Source organism: Pseudomonas sp. E6002 (genome assembly GCF_013385565.1).
Lineage (GTDB): Bacteria > Pseudomonadota > Gammaproteobacteria > Pseudomonadales > Pseudomonadaceae > Aquipseudomonas.
In genome coordinates, this window is the sequence record NZ_JACAPT010000011.1 from 151,854 (window position 1) to 164,616 (window position 12,763).

Sequence of the window (12,763 nt, forward strand, 5' to 3'; positions counted from 1 at the left end):
AAGCCCGCTCCCACATTTAACCGTTTGTCTTCTATATAGCTCCACAACACTGAATTTCTTGCTATAAACGCACTCCGATGACCATTCGCCGAGCCCGTCCTGGTGCCTTTGCGGGTTATCTTGGAAAAAATGCCTGTCATTTCAGTTGCTGAGCCCTCAAGTCGGCCTTAGACTGCCGCCCCTCGTAAATTGAGTGCCGGGTGGCGCTTGAAATGGACGGCGCCTTTCCGAGACCTGCAGAGGTCGGCCGGAACGCTCCCTTATTCGCCTTAATGCACGTATTTTTTATAGAGAAATCAATGACAAAGGAAAAGTTGCTGGCCATGCCGGCGGATGACTACATGAATGCCGAGCAGCACGCTTTTTTCGAGAAGTTGTTGCAGGACATGAAAGTGGAACACCACGAGCGCATCGAGCAGAACCGCATCGCCATTGAAAGCCTGGACACCCCGGCAGACCCGGCCGACGCTGCTTCTGTCGAAGAAGAGCGCACCTGGCTGGTGAACGCCATCGACCGCGACCAGCGCATGCTGCCGCAACTTGAGCAGGCCCTGGGCCGTATCAAGGAAGACTCCTTCGGCTGGTGCGACGACAGCGGCGAGCCTATCGGCCTCAAGCGCCTGCTGATCAGCCCCACCACCAAGTACTGCATCGAAGCGCAAGAGCGCCACGAGCAAATCGACAAGCACCAGCGTCAAGCCTGATGCCCCCCGTGTAGGAGCGAGCTTGCTCGCGAAGGTCGTTCACGATAACGCGGGAAACCTGATACCCAACGGTGCTCTCAGGTTCTTCGCGAGCAAGCTCGCTCCTACATAGATTTCGCCCGTATTACCGCTGTCTATTGATCTGCTGCAAGCCCCCCACTAAAGGCCCATGGATAATGGCCACATAGTGGCGTCTAATGCAGTCACAATAACGACAAGCAGCGGGGTAACGAACATGGCTGGAGACGGATCTCTCATGGGCGCAGCAGTGTCACCACCCGTGGTGGCGCGACAGTTGCCCGGCTGGTTGACGCCGCTCCTGCAAAGTACCGCCCTGGTGCTGTTGCTGTTGGGCCTGGCGTTCGCCCAACTCTCGATTTACCTGTGCCTGCCGGTGGCCCTGCTGCTGATCTGGCTGCCCCGCCTGAAACATCGCACCCACAATGCCGCACCGGCCGAAGCCACCGATGCAATCGGCGAGCTGACCCGCGACCTGTCCTACACCACCAGCCATAACGCACTGTCTGCTGCCGGCGTGGCCTATTCGGTCAAGCAACTGGCGGCCAGGCTGCAATCTCAATTGGGCGCGGCGAAGCAGATCGTCAGCAGTGCCGAAGTGATGATCGGCACCGAGCAGGTCACCTCGCAACTGAGCCGCCAGGCCCTCGGCGCGGCCAGCCAGGCCCATCAGCGCAGTACCGAAGGGCGTGAAGTGCTGGCGCAGTCCATCACCCGCATGCACCAGCTCAGCCAGCGCGCCAACGACAGCCGCCAATTGATCGAGGCCTTGAGCCAGCGCAGCGAAGAAATCCAGCGCGTCACCCTGGTGATCCAGTCGATCGCCAGCCAGACCAACCTGCTGGCCTTGAACGCGGCGATTGAAGCCGCGCGGGCCGGTGAGCATGGTCGCGGGTTTGCGGTGGTCGCCGACGAGGTGCGTGGCCTGGCCGGGCGAACCGCCACGGCGACCGATGAAGTCGGGGTGATGGTGGCGGATATCCAGCAGCGTACCGCCCAGGTGGTGGAGCAGATCCGGCAATTGTCGGCGGATCTGCAATCCGGTGTAGAGCAGGTGGAGCACGCCGGCGAGCAACTGGACAGCATCGCCAGCCTGGCGGCGGATGTGGAAGGCCAGGTCAATGAAATCGCCCAGGGCACCGACACCAACCGCGCCCAACTCGACAGCCTGTTCCATGCAGTGGAGCAGATGCGCAGCGATTTGACCGTCAGCGACCAGCAGACCCAACAGTTGGCTGCCGCCGCCGTACAAATGGAAGGCCAGGCCGAAACCATCAGTGAACGCCTCGCCGAGGTCGGCCTGGATGACTACCACCAGCGCATCTATGACCTGGCACGCGAAGGCGCGAGCCGCATTGCCGCGCAGTTTGAAGCCGACGTCCTGCAAAACCGCATCAGCCTCGATGACCTGTTCGACCGCAGCTATACCGCCATTCCCAACACGCGGCCAAGCAAGTACCACACGCGTTTTGACGGCTACACCGACCAGGTGCTGCCCGCCATCCAGGAAGCCCTGTTGCCCCGGCATGAGGGCCTGGTATTCGCCATCGCCTGCACGCCACAGGGTTATGTGCCGACCCACAACAAGGTGTTTTCCCAAATGTTGACCGGGGATGCCCAAGTGGACGCGGTACAAAATCGTACCAAGCGCAAGTTTGAAGACCGCACGGGAATCCGCTGCGGCAGCCACCAGCAGGCGGTGTTGTTGCAGACCTACACCCGCGATACCGGGGAGTTGATGCACGACTTGTCCGTGCCGATCACGGTCAATGGCCGGCATTGGGGCGGCTTGCGCCTGGGCTACAGACCTGAGGGCCGCTGACCCACGAGGGCGATTGTTGCAGGTAATGCAAGGGAGCTATTCCGGGGATAGCTTTTTCCAACTGGAAGAAAACCGTAGCATGGCGAACATTGTTAGCCAGCTAACTAATTTTCCGGAGGCGCTCCATGCAAACCAAAGTCGATGTGGCTGTGATGATTGGCAGTGGCGTACCGCCCACCCTGCGTGCGCTGGGGCAAAAGGCCTGTTGGGTAGTGTTGCTCAATGGCGAGCAGCGCGGCACGGCGTTCGCCAGTCGCGATGAGGCTGAAGAGTGCAGGGCTGCCTGGGAGGCGCTGTTGCACCTGGAGCAGTCAGACAGCCTGCATTGAAGGCTCAGGGTTGCTGGTGCAGGCGCTGGTTCAGTTCGTCGACCGCGATCGCCCAGACTGCGTCTTCACGCAGTTCATCCTTAAGGAATTGGGCTTGTTGCGGTGACCAGAAATCCGCGTCAATCAGCTTTACGTCATTGGGCAGGGTGTGTTTGCCGATAAAGGCGTCAATCGCCTCGGGGGACGATTCCAGTCCAAGTTGTTCAAACAGGTCTTCGAGGGTGTAGGTCTGCGCTTCCATATCGTTCTCCATGCGGGCTGATCATCGTATGCATGGGAGGGTTGTTGCGGGACAGAGTTCGATCGGATTGTCGCGCCGGGTAATCAGGAGGTCAGCGCGCCGGAATCAACGGCGGCCTTAAGGGCTTTTGCGGCTTCCTTGGCAGCCGTGTTGGCAGCGTCCACGGTTTTGAACCAGCGGTCCTTTTCTACCTGGTGAGTCGTCACGGTGGTCAGGGGAGCCTTGGCCCGCATCACAATCACGGCCTGGAACTCACCGTCTACTTCCCTGGCTTCGCCATGGATGAAAAATTCGCCAATATCAAATTCCGTCACGTATAGCCTTCCCTTGGAGGTAATTGCGCTGATGAAACCTGAACCGCAAGGGCACAAATCTCAATGGACGGACCAGTATGGCAGTTGTTACGCGCTGGCGGCGCAGTAAAGTCAACCAGATGACGAAACGCCAGCCGCGCCTCAGCCGTGTGGCGCTTGCAGGATGGCTTCCAGCTGTCGGGCCAGTTCGCAGGCCTGGCTATGGCCGCTGCGAAAACCTTTGATCCGCCCACTGGGCACTTCAAGGATATGGAAAAAGTTTCTCCCGGCGGGGACTACCCGATAGAGCGCCGAATGCAGACAACTGTCGTGGGTGTATAGGGAGTAGAATTGCCCGTCATCGATAAAAGATGAACCTGTGTTCGAAGGTGTGGCAATCGGTTGAGGTCGTTGCATAATCAGCTCCTGTCGATCGACATTGCGTACCCGCTTGCAGTATTTCGAGTGGTTTTGACCCGTGTTGCTGTTTTAGTATTGTCGTCAGTGTCCGGCGTCCGGTTCCATCCAAAGCATTATTTTCTGTGTTGGATGTCGGAAACTGCATTTTTTAAAGGGTTATTGTCTGAAGTGGGTCGGCCAGTATTCTCTGGTCGTTAAACCTGTGATTTCCTGCAACGCCTGGCGACCTGCGTAAGGTGCGTCGGGCACGCCTGTACTAGTCTCATGGCCTGGCAGCGTGATCTTCTTCAGTTTTTATCAGTGGATTTGTTGTGTGATCGTGCCGTTTCCGGCCGTTTTTTTGTGCTGCCCGCTTGGGCGGACAGCACCCTTTTGATGTGGGGGCGTTTCCTTGGCAGTCAGTAATCTGGATATGCACGCGTTATTCGTGCTGGGTGATTTGCGCGCAAAGTTGGTCAAGCAGTTTCAATCCCGTTTCGTCTACGTCACTGAGCAGACACCTGAAGGTATCTACATCGCCGAGATCGATACCGAATCGGCACTGGTGGTGGACGACAAGCCGCGCCTGGAACTCAAGGTCGGTGATCATTTCCGGGCCGCTGTATTGCCCAGCCGCGAAGGCGGCAAGTTCGAACTGAAGTTTCGCGATATCAAGTTGACGGTGTATGGCCTGGGCGATTACGCGTTTGTGTCCTCGGCCGAAGGCCAGGGCATCGTGTTCAAGGAAGGCCACAGCGTGATGCTGGTGTTTGCCGCCAATGAGCAATTGGTAGAAGGCCTGACCAAGACCCTGAAGGCCGTCACCGGCAAGGCCGCCAAATGGCGCAAGGGTGAACTCGTGACCTTCAAGGCCAGCGAGTAATGAGCCAGGGTAGGGCGCAGTTCCACCAGCAGCACCTGCTCGATGCCCAAGCCACGGCGGCTCAATTGTTTGCCCGCAAGGCCGAGTTACAGGGCGCCTGGTTAAGCTGGGTCGCCGGCCAACTGTATGAACTCAAGCCCGCCGAATTCGCCAGCATGGTGCGCCGCGAGTTGCAGCGGCTGAACAATCCTGCGTAAAAACCGGCAACCTGCCATGTTCCCCGGAACCTCTACTACAGTTGAGTTGACTTAAGTATTCAGAGGCTTCGCGGTGTTACAGCAAAGCCATTCGCGATTGCTGTAAGGCATGAGGTGCAAAGCATGAAAGGAATTCGAGCACTGTTGGCAGCCTCACTGACGACCCTGAGTCTGTCGGTGGCGTCGCTGCCGGTATCAGCGGCCCAGGCGCCGATTCATTTTGCCGACCTGAACTGGGAAAGCGGCAGCCTGATCACCGAGGTGCTGCGGGTGATTGTCGAAAAGGGCTATGACTTGCCCACCGACACCTTGCCCGGCACCACCATCACCCTGGAAACCGCCCTGGCGAAAAACGACATCCAGGTAATCGGCGAAGAATGGGCCGGCCGCAGCCCGGTGTGGGTCAAGGCCGAGGCCGAAGGCAAAGTGGTGGGTCTTGGGGATATCGTCAAGGGCGCCACTGAAGGCTGGTGGGTGCCGGAGTACGTGGTCAAGGGCGACCCGGCCAAAGGCATCAAGCCCCTCGCGCCGGACCTGCGCAGCGTGAAGGATCTGGCGCGCTACAAGGACGTGTTCAAGGACCCGGAAGCACCGAGCAAGGGCCGTTTCCTCAACAGCCCGATTGGCTGGACCTCGGAAGTGGTCAACAAGCAAAAGCTCAAGGCCTATGGGCTTGACGACAGCTATGTGAATTTCCGCAGTGGCTCGGGTGCTGCGCTGGATGCCGAGATTGCTTCCTCGATCCGTCGGGGCAAGCCGGTGCTGTTCTATTACTGGTCGCCTACACCGTTGATGGGGCGCTACAAGCTGATCCAGCTGGAAGAGCCGCCATTTGATGCCGAGGCGTGGAAGACGCTGACCGATGCAGACAATCCTGACCCGAAACCTACACGTTCCCTGGCCTCCAAGCTGAGCATCGGAGTGTCCACGCCGTTCCAGAAGGAGCATCCGCAGATCGCCGAGTTCTTTGCCAAGGTCGACTTTCCGATCGAGCCGCTGAACAAGGCGCTGGCCGAAATGAGCGAGAAGCACAGCCAGCCGCGAGAAGTCGCCCAGGCATTTCTCAAGGATCATCCGGAAGTCTGGAAGGCGTGGCTGACTGAGGATGTGGCGCAGAAGGTCGAAGCCAGCCTGAAGTAACACCGATATAACAGCCCGATTGCGATCAAAAATGTGGGAGCGGGCTTGCTCGCGAAAGCGGTTTTTCAGCCAACATTTGTATTGACTGACTCACCGCTTTCGCGAGCAAGCCCGCTCCCACACTGACCTCATTCTTGCCTTGAAACTTGCTGCGCTTTAGAACTTCGTCTGCACCGCCAGCTCAAACGTCCTCGGCGACCCCAGGTAATACGCCGGCGACACATGGGCAAACTCGGCATACACCTCATTGGTCAGGTTGCGCACCCGGCCCGTCACGGAGGTGTGTTGATCCACCTTGTAAGTCAAAAACGTCCCGAACAAGGTATAGGCCGGCACCGTCAGGGTGTTGGCGTTATCGGCGTACACCGACGCCACATACCGCGCATCCACACCTCCCTGCCAATCCTCCGCAAAGTCATAGGTCAGCCACAGATTACCCACCTGCCTGGGCACATTGGTCGGCGTATTGCCCTTGCGCGACACCACGGCACCGCTGGCGGTTTTCTCGTTGAAGTCCTCGTATTCGGCATCGACCCAGGCGTAGTTGCCCTCCAGCAATAGCTTGGGCGTGACCCGCAACGAACTGGCCAGCTCGATACCCTTGGACGTCTGCGCGCCCACCGGAATGCTATTGGTCGGGTCCAGCGGGTCGGTGACGGCGAAGTCCTTGCGCTCGATCCGGTAGGCGGCCACCGTGGCGGAGCCGCGACCGTCCATGTAATCGAACTTGCTGCCCACTTCCCATTGCTTGCCGGTGGACACATCGAACACCTGGGTGGTGCTGCTCGGCTGTTCGGCGGCGGTGCTGTATTGCACGTAGACATTGGCTTGCGGGATGAACTGATACGTCAGGCCAATCCGCCCGGTCACCGGCTCCCAACTGCGTTTGACATGCCGCGGATTGCTGGCGGTGATATCCCGGTGGTTGGTGACTTCAAGGTCAATCGCGTCGTAGCGCAGGCCGGTGAGCAACGACAGCTTGTCGGTCAGGCCCAGGCGGTTCTCGAGGAACAATGCCTTGGTGGTGACGGCGTTGGTCTTGTCCGGATCGAAACCGGGCTTGGTGCCCGGGATGTCATAGAAATGCCCGGGATCATAGTTGTTCGGGTCCACCGTACTGTTGCCTGCCACATTCAACGGATTGTTGGTGGTGCTGTTGACCCTGTACTCGAAGCCGCCCGACCACGTGGTGCTCAAGCCGAAGAACGTGTCGTCATGGCGCAGCTCGAACTGGTTGCCGTTCTGCTCACCCTGGTGCCGTACCTGATAGGCCGTCGAGCGATTCACTGCGCTGTTATCAGCGTTGTACTGGTAGGTTTCCAGGTTGCGATAGTCGCGCTGGCTGTCGAGGTGATAGAGGGTATTTTTCAGCGTGGTGCTGTCATTGATCCGGTAGTCGATGATCGAGCGCACCCAGATCGTGCGTTGCTCATAACGACCGTCGGCCACGTTGTAGTTGTTGAAGCGGTTGTGTTTGTCGATCTTCAGCTCGCCCGACTTCGGGTTGAGCACCGGTGTGCCCCAGTAGGGGCTGTCCTCGTGTTCGTCCTGATATTCCAGGGCCAGGGTGTGGGACAGGTTCGGGGTGAAATCACTCAGCAGGGAAAACGCCACGCTCCAGGCATCGCGCTGCTGGCGATCGATATAGGTGTGGTTGGTGTTGCGGCTTACGTCCAGGCGCGCGTAATGCTGGACCTCGGCGCCCGGCTCGGTCAGGGCGTGGTTCAGGCCGAAGGCCATTCCGGCAGTGTCGTAGCTGCCATAGGTGAGCTGACCTTCGGCGGCCTGTTCCTCACGGGTGGCCAGCTTGGTCACGTAGTTCAGCGAACCACCGACGGAGCCGGCGCCGTTGATCAGCGAGGAGGGCCCGCCCACCAGTTCGACCCGGTCATAAATCCACGCATCCACGGGGCGAGCCAGGCCGCCGGACACCGCGACGCCATTGAACATCTGGGTAATCTGGCTGCTGGTAAACCCTCGATAGGAAATGAAACCGCCAAACCCCGGCGGCGCGCTGGCGTTGACCCCGGGCAGGGTATTGGCCGCGTCCTGGAAGGTCTTGGCGCCTCGGCGCTCGATGTCATTGCGGTTGGCAATGCTGATGGACGCCGGGGTTTCCCGCACGCTCAGCCCCAGGCGCGAGGCCATGCCACTGGACTGATCCAGGGCCAGGCCGGCATCACCGGTTTGCTCGCCATCAATGGTGGTCGGTGCCAGCTCAATCGCCCAGGTGCTGACAGGCAGGCAGCCGAACAGGCCCGCCAAAAGGGGTAAATGTTTCATGGTTGAATCCTGAAAAACTTGGCTTGAAAACAACCCAGTGCCGTCCGCACTCCCGGGGGAGGCAGCCGCGTGGGCCAATCAGAAAAGCGCAGGTATCAGGCGAAGGCGGGCGGGGCGCGCGGATTAGCCGCAGGCCAGGTGAAGCGGGCAGGGATGTCGGCACTGGCAACGATGGCGGGCGGCGGCGCATGGGGTTGCGGAAGCACCGCCACATTGAGGCTGGAGTTGAGCGCCGGGCCCATGCCGCCGGTGGAGCACAGCGGGCAACCGAAGGCTTTCGAGAGCGTGGGCAGGGATTCATCGGTGGATTTGTAAGGCGCCGGCGCCTGGGTGCGCGGGTCCACCGTACAGAACTGGCCGCCGATGCCGTTGAGCTGCATCCCGACCATTTGCCCGTGGCCGATGCTGCAGGCGAACACATTGAACAGGACGCAGCAGTAGAGCATCCAGGCAATGAGCGAGCGGTCGGTACGGGCGAGTTTCATGGGGCGGCACTTTACCATCAGCCGCCGACGAATTGCCTGCAAAAAATCTCAAGAAGGCTATCCTCTCTCGGACTTTTCCAAGGATATCCAGCCATGAGCTTTTTAGTCGCGCGATGGATCGTCGGGGTTTTTGGCTTTATCAGCCTGGTGCATTTGTACTGGGCGGCCGGCGGCAAATTGGGTGTGACGGCGGCTATTCCGCAGCTGCCGGGTGAATTCGCCAGCGGGCCGCGACCGGCGTTCAAGCCGTCGGCACTGGGAACGTTGCTGGTGGGTGTGGGGTTGGTGGCGATTGCGGTGTTGGTGTGTTTGCGGGCCGGGCTGTATTTCGAGCCGGTGTCCAACCATGCGTTGCAGTGGGGGATTAGTGCAGTAGCACTGGTGATGTTTGCCCGGGCGATTGGGGATTCAGAGCTGGTGGGTTTTTTCAAGAAGGTCGGCGGGTCGCGGTTTGCGCGGCTGGATACATTTTTTTACTCGCCGCTGTGTTTGGTGTTGGGGGCGGGGTTGTTGGTGGTGGCGTGGAGTTGAGGGGGAGTGTTTACCGCGAAAGAGTGAGTTTTACGCTGGGTAAACTCGAATGTTCGCCTGGCGACAGCTGGTCAGGGGGTGAGCAGGGTCAAGGATTCAGGAAGTATAGGTTGGACATGGAGTCAGTGATTTTTTGTGCTTTTCCTTGCGCTACATAATTATTGAATTCTAGTTTGAGAGTGTTCTGGTTGGTGTACTTTTTGTAACGGTGTGGTACTTCGCATGCGTAAATGTAAAGCCGCCACGGGTCGAAGCCGTCCACTCTTTCATTTGGGCCGTAGTCGAAATCAATACATACTCCGGAAAAATCGACTCTGCAGCCAATTCCGTGTAGTTCGTAGGAGATGTTGTCAGTGATCCTCCCGCTTTGCGGGATTTCTTTGCTGCGCCATAGCTGGAGTATGTTTTTTGTTCCGAACGTTTGTTCAAGTAAAATGGTCGCCTTTTCGACTTGAGTGAGGTACTCATGAATTAGGGTTTCTAGATTTTGTTTTTTTATGTTGTCAAATTTGTGATAAGGCGCTGTTTTTGGTTTTGTATTTAGCATCGTAGTCGTTTCTGTTGCTAGCTAGATCCTTACTAATAGCATGCTGATTCAGGGTCATTTGTATAGACCGATGGGCCGCAAAGCGAAGGATGTTTAGTTTTGAGTTCGATCAAAGACTTAGATGATTGAGCACGAACCAAAAAATAGCTTTCATGCTTTTCGATGGTGAGTTTCATTTTTTGAGTGCTGGGTATATTTTTTATTAGTACGTCGCTAAGGCCGCCGCAACTCAACCCTAATCTGCAAGTGTTGAATCCTGCTGTAACCCATTTCAAAGGTGGATTGTCAGGGACTTCAGAAATGTCAAATGCTATGTGGATGTGTGAGTGATCGTTATTGATGTCTACTGAGAATAAAGTGATTTCTCCAATGGGTATGGGGGTAGTGAACACTTTGTTGAATAAAATGCTTCCGTCAAAATCGTTCCAGAATTTCACTTTTTCACCTCGAAGTAGTAGTGATCGTCTGCGCCAGGCAGTTTTCCAGTTCGAGTATTGCTGATTGGGCGCAGATTGAAATGTGCGCCTTGATCACCTATACCGCCAGGTGCCCCAAACGTGTGTCCGGCACTATGCTCTTGAATTACAACTTTTGAACCGTCGTTGCGAGTGTACTCATACTCTCTAGTAAGGATAACTTTTCCTTTTTCGTCAAGGACCTCGTTGTTCTGCAAGTCTTTCATTCTGATATGTCTGAACTGCTTAATTTGGCCGGTCTCTGCATCAGTGAGTCGATTACGTCGATTGCGTATAAATGGGGGTTTACGGATTCGGCGCACTTTAGTCGCTCGTTCAAGAAGCAGTTTGAAGTGTCGCCGAAGGATTTTCGGGCTGGGCGGTTGCATCAGGTGGGATAGGGGGGGCAGGCATTTCATTGACGTACACAGCTCAACTGTGGGAGCTGGCTTGCCTGCGATGTCGATTTGGTAGGCGCTAAAAATATTAGAACTACCAAGTAGACCGATCCTCAACGCTCGCTTTTTGAAGTTCCTCCTCCCAATCATTGCTCGCTAATCTATAAATTTCTTCAAAAAAAACTCGCGGTTCATCTATCTCTGTTTCATCCCAAGCCATTGTTATATGTTTGTCGTGATCGCTTTCAAATTCTTTTGAAAAATCAGTACTGGGGTTTTCAAGTGCCTTTTTCAGAACGGAAATTAAAACAAGTCGGTGTCTGTAAGTTAAATATTCAAGATCTTTTAAAATAAATGACTTGATGATTTTTTCTCGATCCTCAGGGTCGTTAGGGTTGTATTGCCAAAGTACTTCGCCTTTAGTTTCTTCTTGATCATATATCGAAAGCGCTCCCAGTATGTGAGAGAGCTTTGGCTCATAGGGTGCATCTATAAATGGGACCTTTAACATTGTTATCTCACAGGGAATGCGGTAAAGGGGCGGCTGACGTTGTTTTTGTCAAACCGGACTTCGGCTTTGTTCATGTTTTCCGAATATTTTGGATTTTGTTTGTCTTTACTATTCGGCCTGTATCCATGTCCTGCTCCTGGTAACTCCATAACGACTACTGGGTTGCCTTCATTGTCAAAACCTGTAGATGAAGGATTTTTACCCTGCATCTTATACAAAGCTTTATTGATTGCATGAAGCTGCACTTTCCAACTTTTAAATTGAGAGCTTGAACTTATTTTTCCTTTTTTGCCATTGGTTGGGTTAGTTCCATCTATCGCACGTTGCTTCATAGCCCTGCCCGGTATTTCTGGTCCATGCTTGACTACAGTATGCATGTCGTATTTCTTTTCAAATTCTAATACCCGCCTTTTTGCATTTGCCTCCGTTAGCTCGTCAATTTTTGTCCGGCGCTCGGCTTGCGTTTGTTTGGGTAGAGGCGGCTCGCTGTCATCAACTTTCGCAGTCGGTTTTTCTACGCCTGCACTTGGTTTACACCCATCCCCTCCCGGACAGGTATTCAACCCCAACGGATCCACCCATCCGGTCGGGTTGGGCACGTACTGGTATCCGTTCAGCCCGCCCGCCAGCTTCACGGGATCGGGCGTCAGGTAGCGGCCAATATCCGGATTGTAGTAGCGATGTCGGTTGTAGTGCAGCCCGCTTTCCGGGTCGAAGTACTGGCCCTGGAAGCGCAGCGGGTTGGTAACGGTGTTGACGTCCAGCTTCGCGATTTGGCCGTAGGCGCGGTAGTGCGCGGACCAGACGATTTCGCCATCGGGCGCGGTGAGTTCTTGTGGCGTGCCCAGGTGGTCGAGTTGGTAGTGGAAGGGTTTTACGTCTTCAGGGCCGCAGCCTTTCAGCAGTGCTAACGGGCGGAAGCTGTTGGGTTCGTAGAGGTAGCTCTGGTGGTGATCGGCGCTGTGTTCGGCGATCAGCGTGTCGCCTTGCCAGAAAAACTCGGTGGTTTGGCCTTTTATCGTTTTGGCGATGCGCCGACCAAACGGGTCATAGCGGTAGCTGGCCCGTGTGCCGTCTGGTTGGGTGACGCCGATCAGGCGGTGCTGGCAGTCATAGCGGTATTCGGTGACCAGTTGTTGAGCGCGGCCCCGGCGTTCGCGCAGGAGGTTGCCGAAGGCGTCGTAGTCGTAATGACGGTCGCCTTGCATCAAGAGCCGGTTGCCTTTGACGACGCTGGGCCCTACGCGGTCTTGCATCAGCAGGTTGCCCGCCGGGTCGTGGACGAAGCGTTCCTGCAGGTCGTGCGAGTGGTTGGCGCGAGTCAGGCGGTCGAGTGGGTCGTAGTGGTAGTCGTGCTGACCTTTTCGAGTGTCGAGGATGCGGGTGAGGTTGCCGCGTTTGTCGTAGTTGTATTGGCGGCGCTGGTAGCGTTGTTCCTGTTGGGTGATTGCGTGGGCGTGCAGGCGGCCCTGGTCGTCATAGTGGTAGTGACTGAGGAGTTGGCCTTGCTGGCGTTGGTGTTCGCGG

Annotated in this window: 17 protein-coding genes and 2 pseudogenes; 9 read left to right on the top strand and 10 right to left on the bottom strand. The window is 56.6% G+C overall.

The window, feature by feature from the left end; all coding sequences use genetic code 11:
• Positions 1–299 precede the first annotated feature (299 nt).
• The 4 genes and pseudogenes from HX815_RS12460 (at position 300) to HX815_RS12470 (ending at position 2,873) form a co-directional block, all read left to right on the top strand.
• Complete coding sequence (locus HX815_RS12460; RefSeq protein WP_003214706.1) at positions 300–704, top strand: TraR/DksA C4-type zinc finger protein; 405 nt, start codon at positions 300–302, stop codon at positions 702–704.
• A 22-nt stretch (positions 705–726) separates the two neighbouring features.
• Positions 727–813, top strand: a pseudogene (locus HX815_RS31635) (outer membrane lipoprotein carrier protein LolA); the annotation flags it as partial.
• A 510-nt stretch (positions 814–1,323) separates the two neighbouring features.
• A complete protein-coding gene (locus HX815_RS12465) occupies positions 1,324–2,544 on the top strand; it encodes a methyl-accepting chemotaxis protein (protein WP_371135994.1) in 1,221 nt (406 codons plus the stop codon).
• A 125-nt stretch (positions 2,545–2,669) separates the two neighbouring features.
• Positions 2,670–2,873 (top strand): hypothetical protein, encoded by a 204-nt coding sequence (locus tag HX815_RS12470; RefSeq protein ID WP_003214710.1) that lies wholly within the window; start codon positions 2,670–2,672, stop codon positions 2,871–2,873.
• Between the two features lie 4 nt (positions 2,874–2,877).
• On the opposite strand, the gene HX815_RS12475 is transcribed toward HX815_RS12470, so the two are convergent.
• From HX815_RS12475 to HX815_RS12485, 3 genes are all read right to left on the bottom strand, one after another.
• A complete protein-coding gene (locus HX815_RS12475; RefSeq protein ID WP_087694069.1) occupies positions 2,878–3,114 on the bottom strand; it encodes a DUF2789 domain-containing protein in 237 nt (78 codons plus the stop codon).
• A gap of 83 nt (positions 3,115–3,197) precedes the next feature.
• The gene (locus HX815_RS12480; RefSeq protein WP_003214713.1) at positions 3,198–3,428 is read right to left on the bottom strand and encodes a hypothetical protein; all 231 of its coding nucleotides are present in this window, start codon (positions 3,426–3,428) and stop codon (positions 3,198–3,200) included.
• 141 nt (positions 3,429–3,569) lie between these two features.
• Positions 3,570–3,824: a hypothetical protein gene (locus HX815_RS12485; protein ID WP_083853233.1), complete on the bottom strand. Its 255-nt coding sequence runs from the start codon at positions 3,822–3,824 to the stop codon at positions 3,570–3,572.
• A 415-nt stretch (positions 3,825–4,239) separates the two neighbouring features.
• On the opposite strand from HX815_RS12485, the gene HX815_RS12490 reads away from it, so the two are divergent.
• The 3 genes from HX815_RS12490 to HX815_RS12500 all read left to right on the top strand — a co-directional run bounded on the left by HX815_RS12490 (position 4,240) and on the right by HX815_RS12500 (position 6,026).
• Positions 4,240–4,689, top strand: a complete 450-nt coding sequence (locus HX815_RS12490) for a hypothetical protein (protein ID WP_177028342.1) — start codon at positions 4,240–4,242, stop codon at positions 4,687–4,689.
• Positions 4,689–4,886, top strand: a complete 198-nt coding sequence (locus HX815_RS12495) for a hypothetical protein (protein ID WP_177028336.1) — start codon at positions 4,689–4,691, stop codon at positions 4,884–4,886. Before HX815_RS12490 ends, HX815_RS12495 begins: the two co-directional genes overlap by 1 nt.
• Before the next feature lie 123 nt (positions 4,887–5,009).
• Positions 5,010–6,026, top strand: a complete 1,017-nt coding sequence (locus HX815_RS12500; protein ID WP_008437166.1) for an ABC transporter substrate-binding protein — start codon at positions 5,010–5,012, stop codon at positions 6,024–6,026.
• Positions 6,027–6,182: 156 nt separating this feature from the next.
• On the opposite strand, the gene HX815_RS12505 is transcribed toward HX815_RS12500, so the two are convergent.
• Both HX815_RS12505 and HX815_RS12510 read right to left on the bottom strand, forming a co-directional pair.
• Positions 6,183–8,309: a TonB-dependent siderophore receptor gene (locus HX815_RS12505; RefSeq protein ID WP_003214718.1), complete on the bottom strand. Its 2,127-nt coding sequence runs from the start codon at positions 8,307–8,309 to the stop codon at positions 6,183–6,185.
• Positions 8,310–8,404: 95 nt separating this feature from the next.
• Positions 8,405–8,794, bottom strand: a complete 390-nt coding sequence (locus HX815_RS12510) for a DUF2946 domain-containing protein (protein WP_003214719.1) — start codon at positions 8,792–8,794, stop codon at positions 8,405–8,407.
• Between the two features lie 93 nt (positions 8,795–8,887).
• On the opposite strand from HX815_RS12510, the gene HX815_RS12515 reads away from it, so the two are divergent.
• Positions 8,888–9,325, top strand: a complete 438-nt coding sequence (locus HX815_RS12515; RefSeq protein ID WP_003214721.1) for a DUF3995 domain-containing protein — start codon at positions 8,888–8,890, stop codon at positions 9,323–9,325.
• 88 nt (positions 9,326–9,413) lie between these two features.
• On the opposite strand, the gene HX815_RS12520 is transcribed toward HX815_RS12515, so the two are convergent.
• The 3 genes from HX815_RS12520 to HX815_RS12530 are packed head-to-tail and all read right to left on the bottom strand — an operon-like array spanning position 9,414 to position 10,554.
• Positions 9,414–9,872, bottom strand: coding sequence for a hypothetical protein (locus HX815_RS12520; protein WP_177028337.1), 459 nt, complete (start codon positions 9,870–9,872; stop codon positions 9,414–9,416).
• 32 nt (positions 9,873–9,904) lie between these two features.
• A complete protein-coding gene (locus tag HX815_RS12525) occupies positions 9,905–10,309 on the bottom strand; it encodes an Imm50 family immunity protein (protein WP_083853234.1) in 405 nt (134 codons plus the stop codon).
• Positions 10,306–10,554: an HNH/endonuclease VII fold putative polymorphic toxin gene (locus HX815_RS12530; protein WP_177028338.1), complete on the bottom strand. Its 249-nt coding sequence runs from the start codon at positions 10,552–10,554 to the stop codon at positions 10,306–10,308. Before HX815_RS12530 ends, HX815_RS12525 begins: the two co-directional genes overlap by 4 nt.
• A gap of 45 nt (positions 10,555–10,599) precedes the next feature.
• Here HX815_RS12530 and HX815_RS12535 point away from each other — a divergent pair.
• Positions 10,600–10,728: pseudogene (locus HX815_RS12535) on the top strand (helix-turn-helix domain-containing protein); the annotation flags it as partial.
• Between the two features lie 91 nt (positions 10,729–10,819).
• Here the strand turns inward: HX815_RS12535 and HX815_RS12540 are convergent.
• Together HX815_RS12540 and HX815_RS12545 are read right to left on the bottom strand one after the other, a co-directional pair.
• The gene (locus tag HX815_RS12540; protein WP_003214727.1) at positions 10,820–11,236 is read right to left on the bottom strand and encodes a hypothetical protein; all 417 of its coding nucleotides are present in this window, start codon (positions 11,234–11,236) and stop codon (positions 10,820–10,822) included.
• Positions 11,237–11,238: 2 nt separating this feature from the next.
• Positions 11,239–12,763, bottom strand: a 1,525-nt coding sequence (locus HX815_RS12545; protein WP_177028339.1) for an RHS repeat domain-containing protein, incomplete at its 5' end; no start/stop codon positions are given.

Excerpts from the sequence above, each read along its gene's own strand:
- HX815_RS12495 (WP_177028336.1), top strand. The coding sequence starts at position 4,689 with ATGAGCCAGGGTAGGGCGCAGTTCCACCAGCAGCACCTGCTCGATGCC.
- HX815_RS12465 (WP_371135994.1), top strand. The coding sequence starts at position 1,324 with ATGATCGGCACCGAGCAGGTCACCTCGCAACTGAGCCGCCAGGCCCTC.
- HX815_RS12470 (WP_003214710.1), top strand. The coding sequence starts at position 2,670 with ATGCAAACCAAAGTCGATGTGGCTGTGATGATTGGCAGTGGCGTACCG.
- HX815_RS12505 (WP_003214718.1), bottom strand. The coding sequence starts at position 8,309 with ATGAAACATTTACCCCTTTTGGCGGGCCTGTTCGGCTGCCTGCCTGTC.
- HX815_RS12475 (WP_087694069.1), bottom strand. The coding sequence starts at position 3,114 with ATGGAAGCGCAGACCTACACCCTCGAAGACCTGTTTGAACAACTTGGA.
- HX815_RS12485 (WP_083853233.1), bottom strand. The coding sequence starts at position 3,824 with ATGCAACGACCTCAACCGATTGCCACACCTTCGAACACAGGTTCATCT.
- HX815_RS12460 (WP_003214706.1), top strand. The coding sequence starts at position 300 with ATGACAAAGGAAAAGTTGCTGGCCATGCCGGCGGATGACTACATGAAT.
- HX815_RS12515 (WP_003214721.1), top strand. The coding sequence starts at position 8,888 with ATGAGCTTTTTAGTCGCGCGATGGATCGTCGGGGTTTTTGGCTTTATC.
- HX815_RS12510 (WP_003214719.1), bottom strand. The coding sequence starts at position 8,794 with ATGAAACTCGCCCGTACCGACCGCTCGCTCATTGCCTGGATGCTCTAC.
- HX815_RS12530 (WP_177028338.1), bottom strand. The coding sequence starts at position 10,554 with ATGAAAGACTTGCAGAACAACGAGGTCCTTGACGAAAAAGGAAAAGTT.
- HX815_RS12520 (WP_177028337.1), bottom strand. The coding sequence starts at position 9,872 with ATGCTAAATACAAAACCAAAAACAGCGCCTTATCACAAATTTGACAAC.
- HX815_RS12500 (WP_008437166.1), top strand. The coding sequence starts at position 5,010 with ATGAAAGGAATTCGAGCACTGTTGGCAGCCTCACTGACGACCCTGAGT.
- HX815_RS12490 (WP_177028342.1), top strand. The coding sequence starts at position 4,240 with ATGCACGCGTTATTCGTGCTGGGTGATTTGCGCGCAAAGTTGGTCAAG.
- HX815_RS12540 (WP_003214727.1), bottom strand. The coding sequence starts at position 11,236 with ATGTTAAAGGTCCCATTTATAGATGCACCCTATGAGCCAAAGCTCTCT.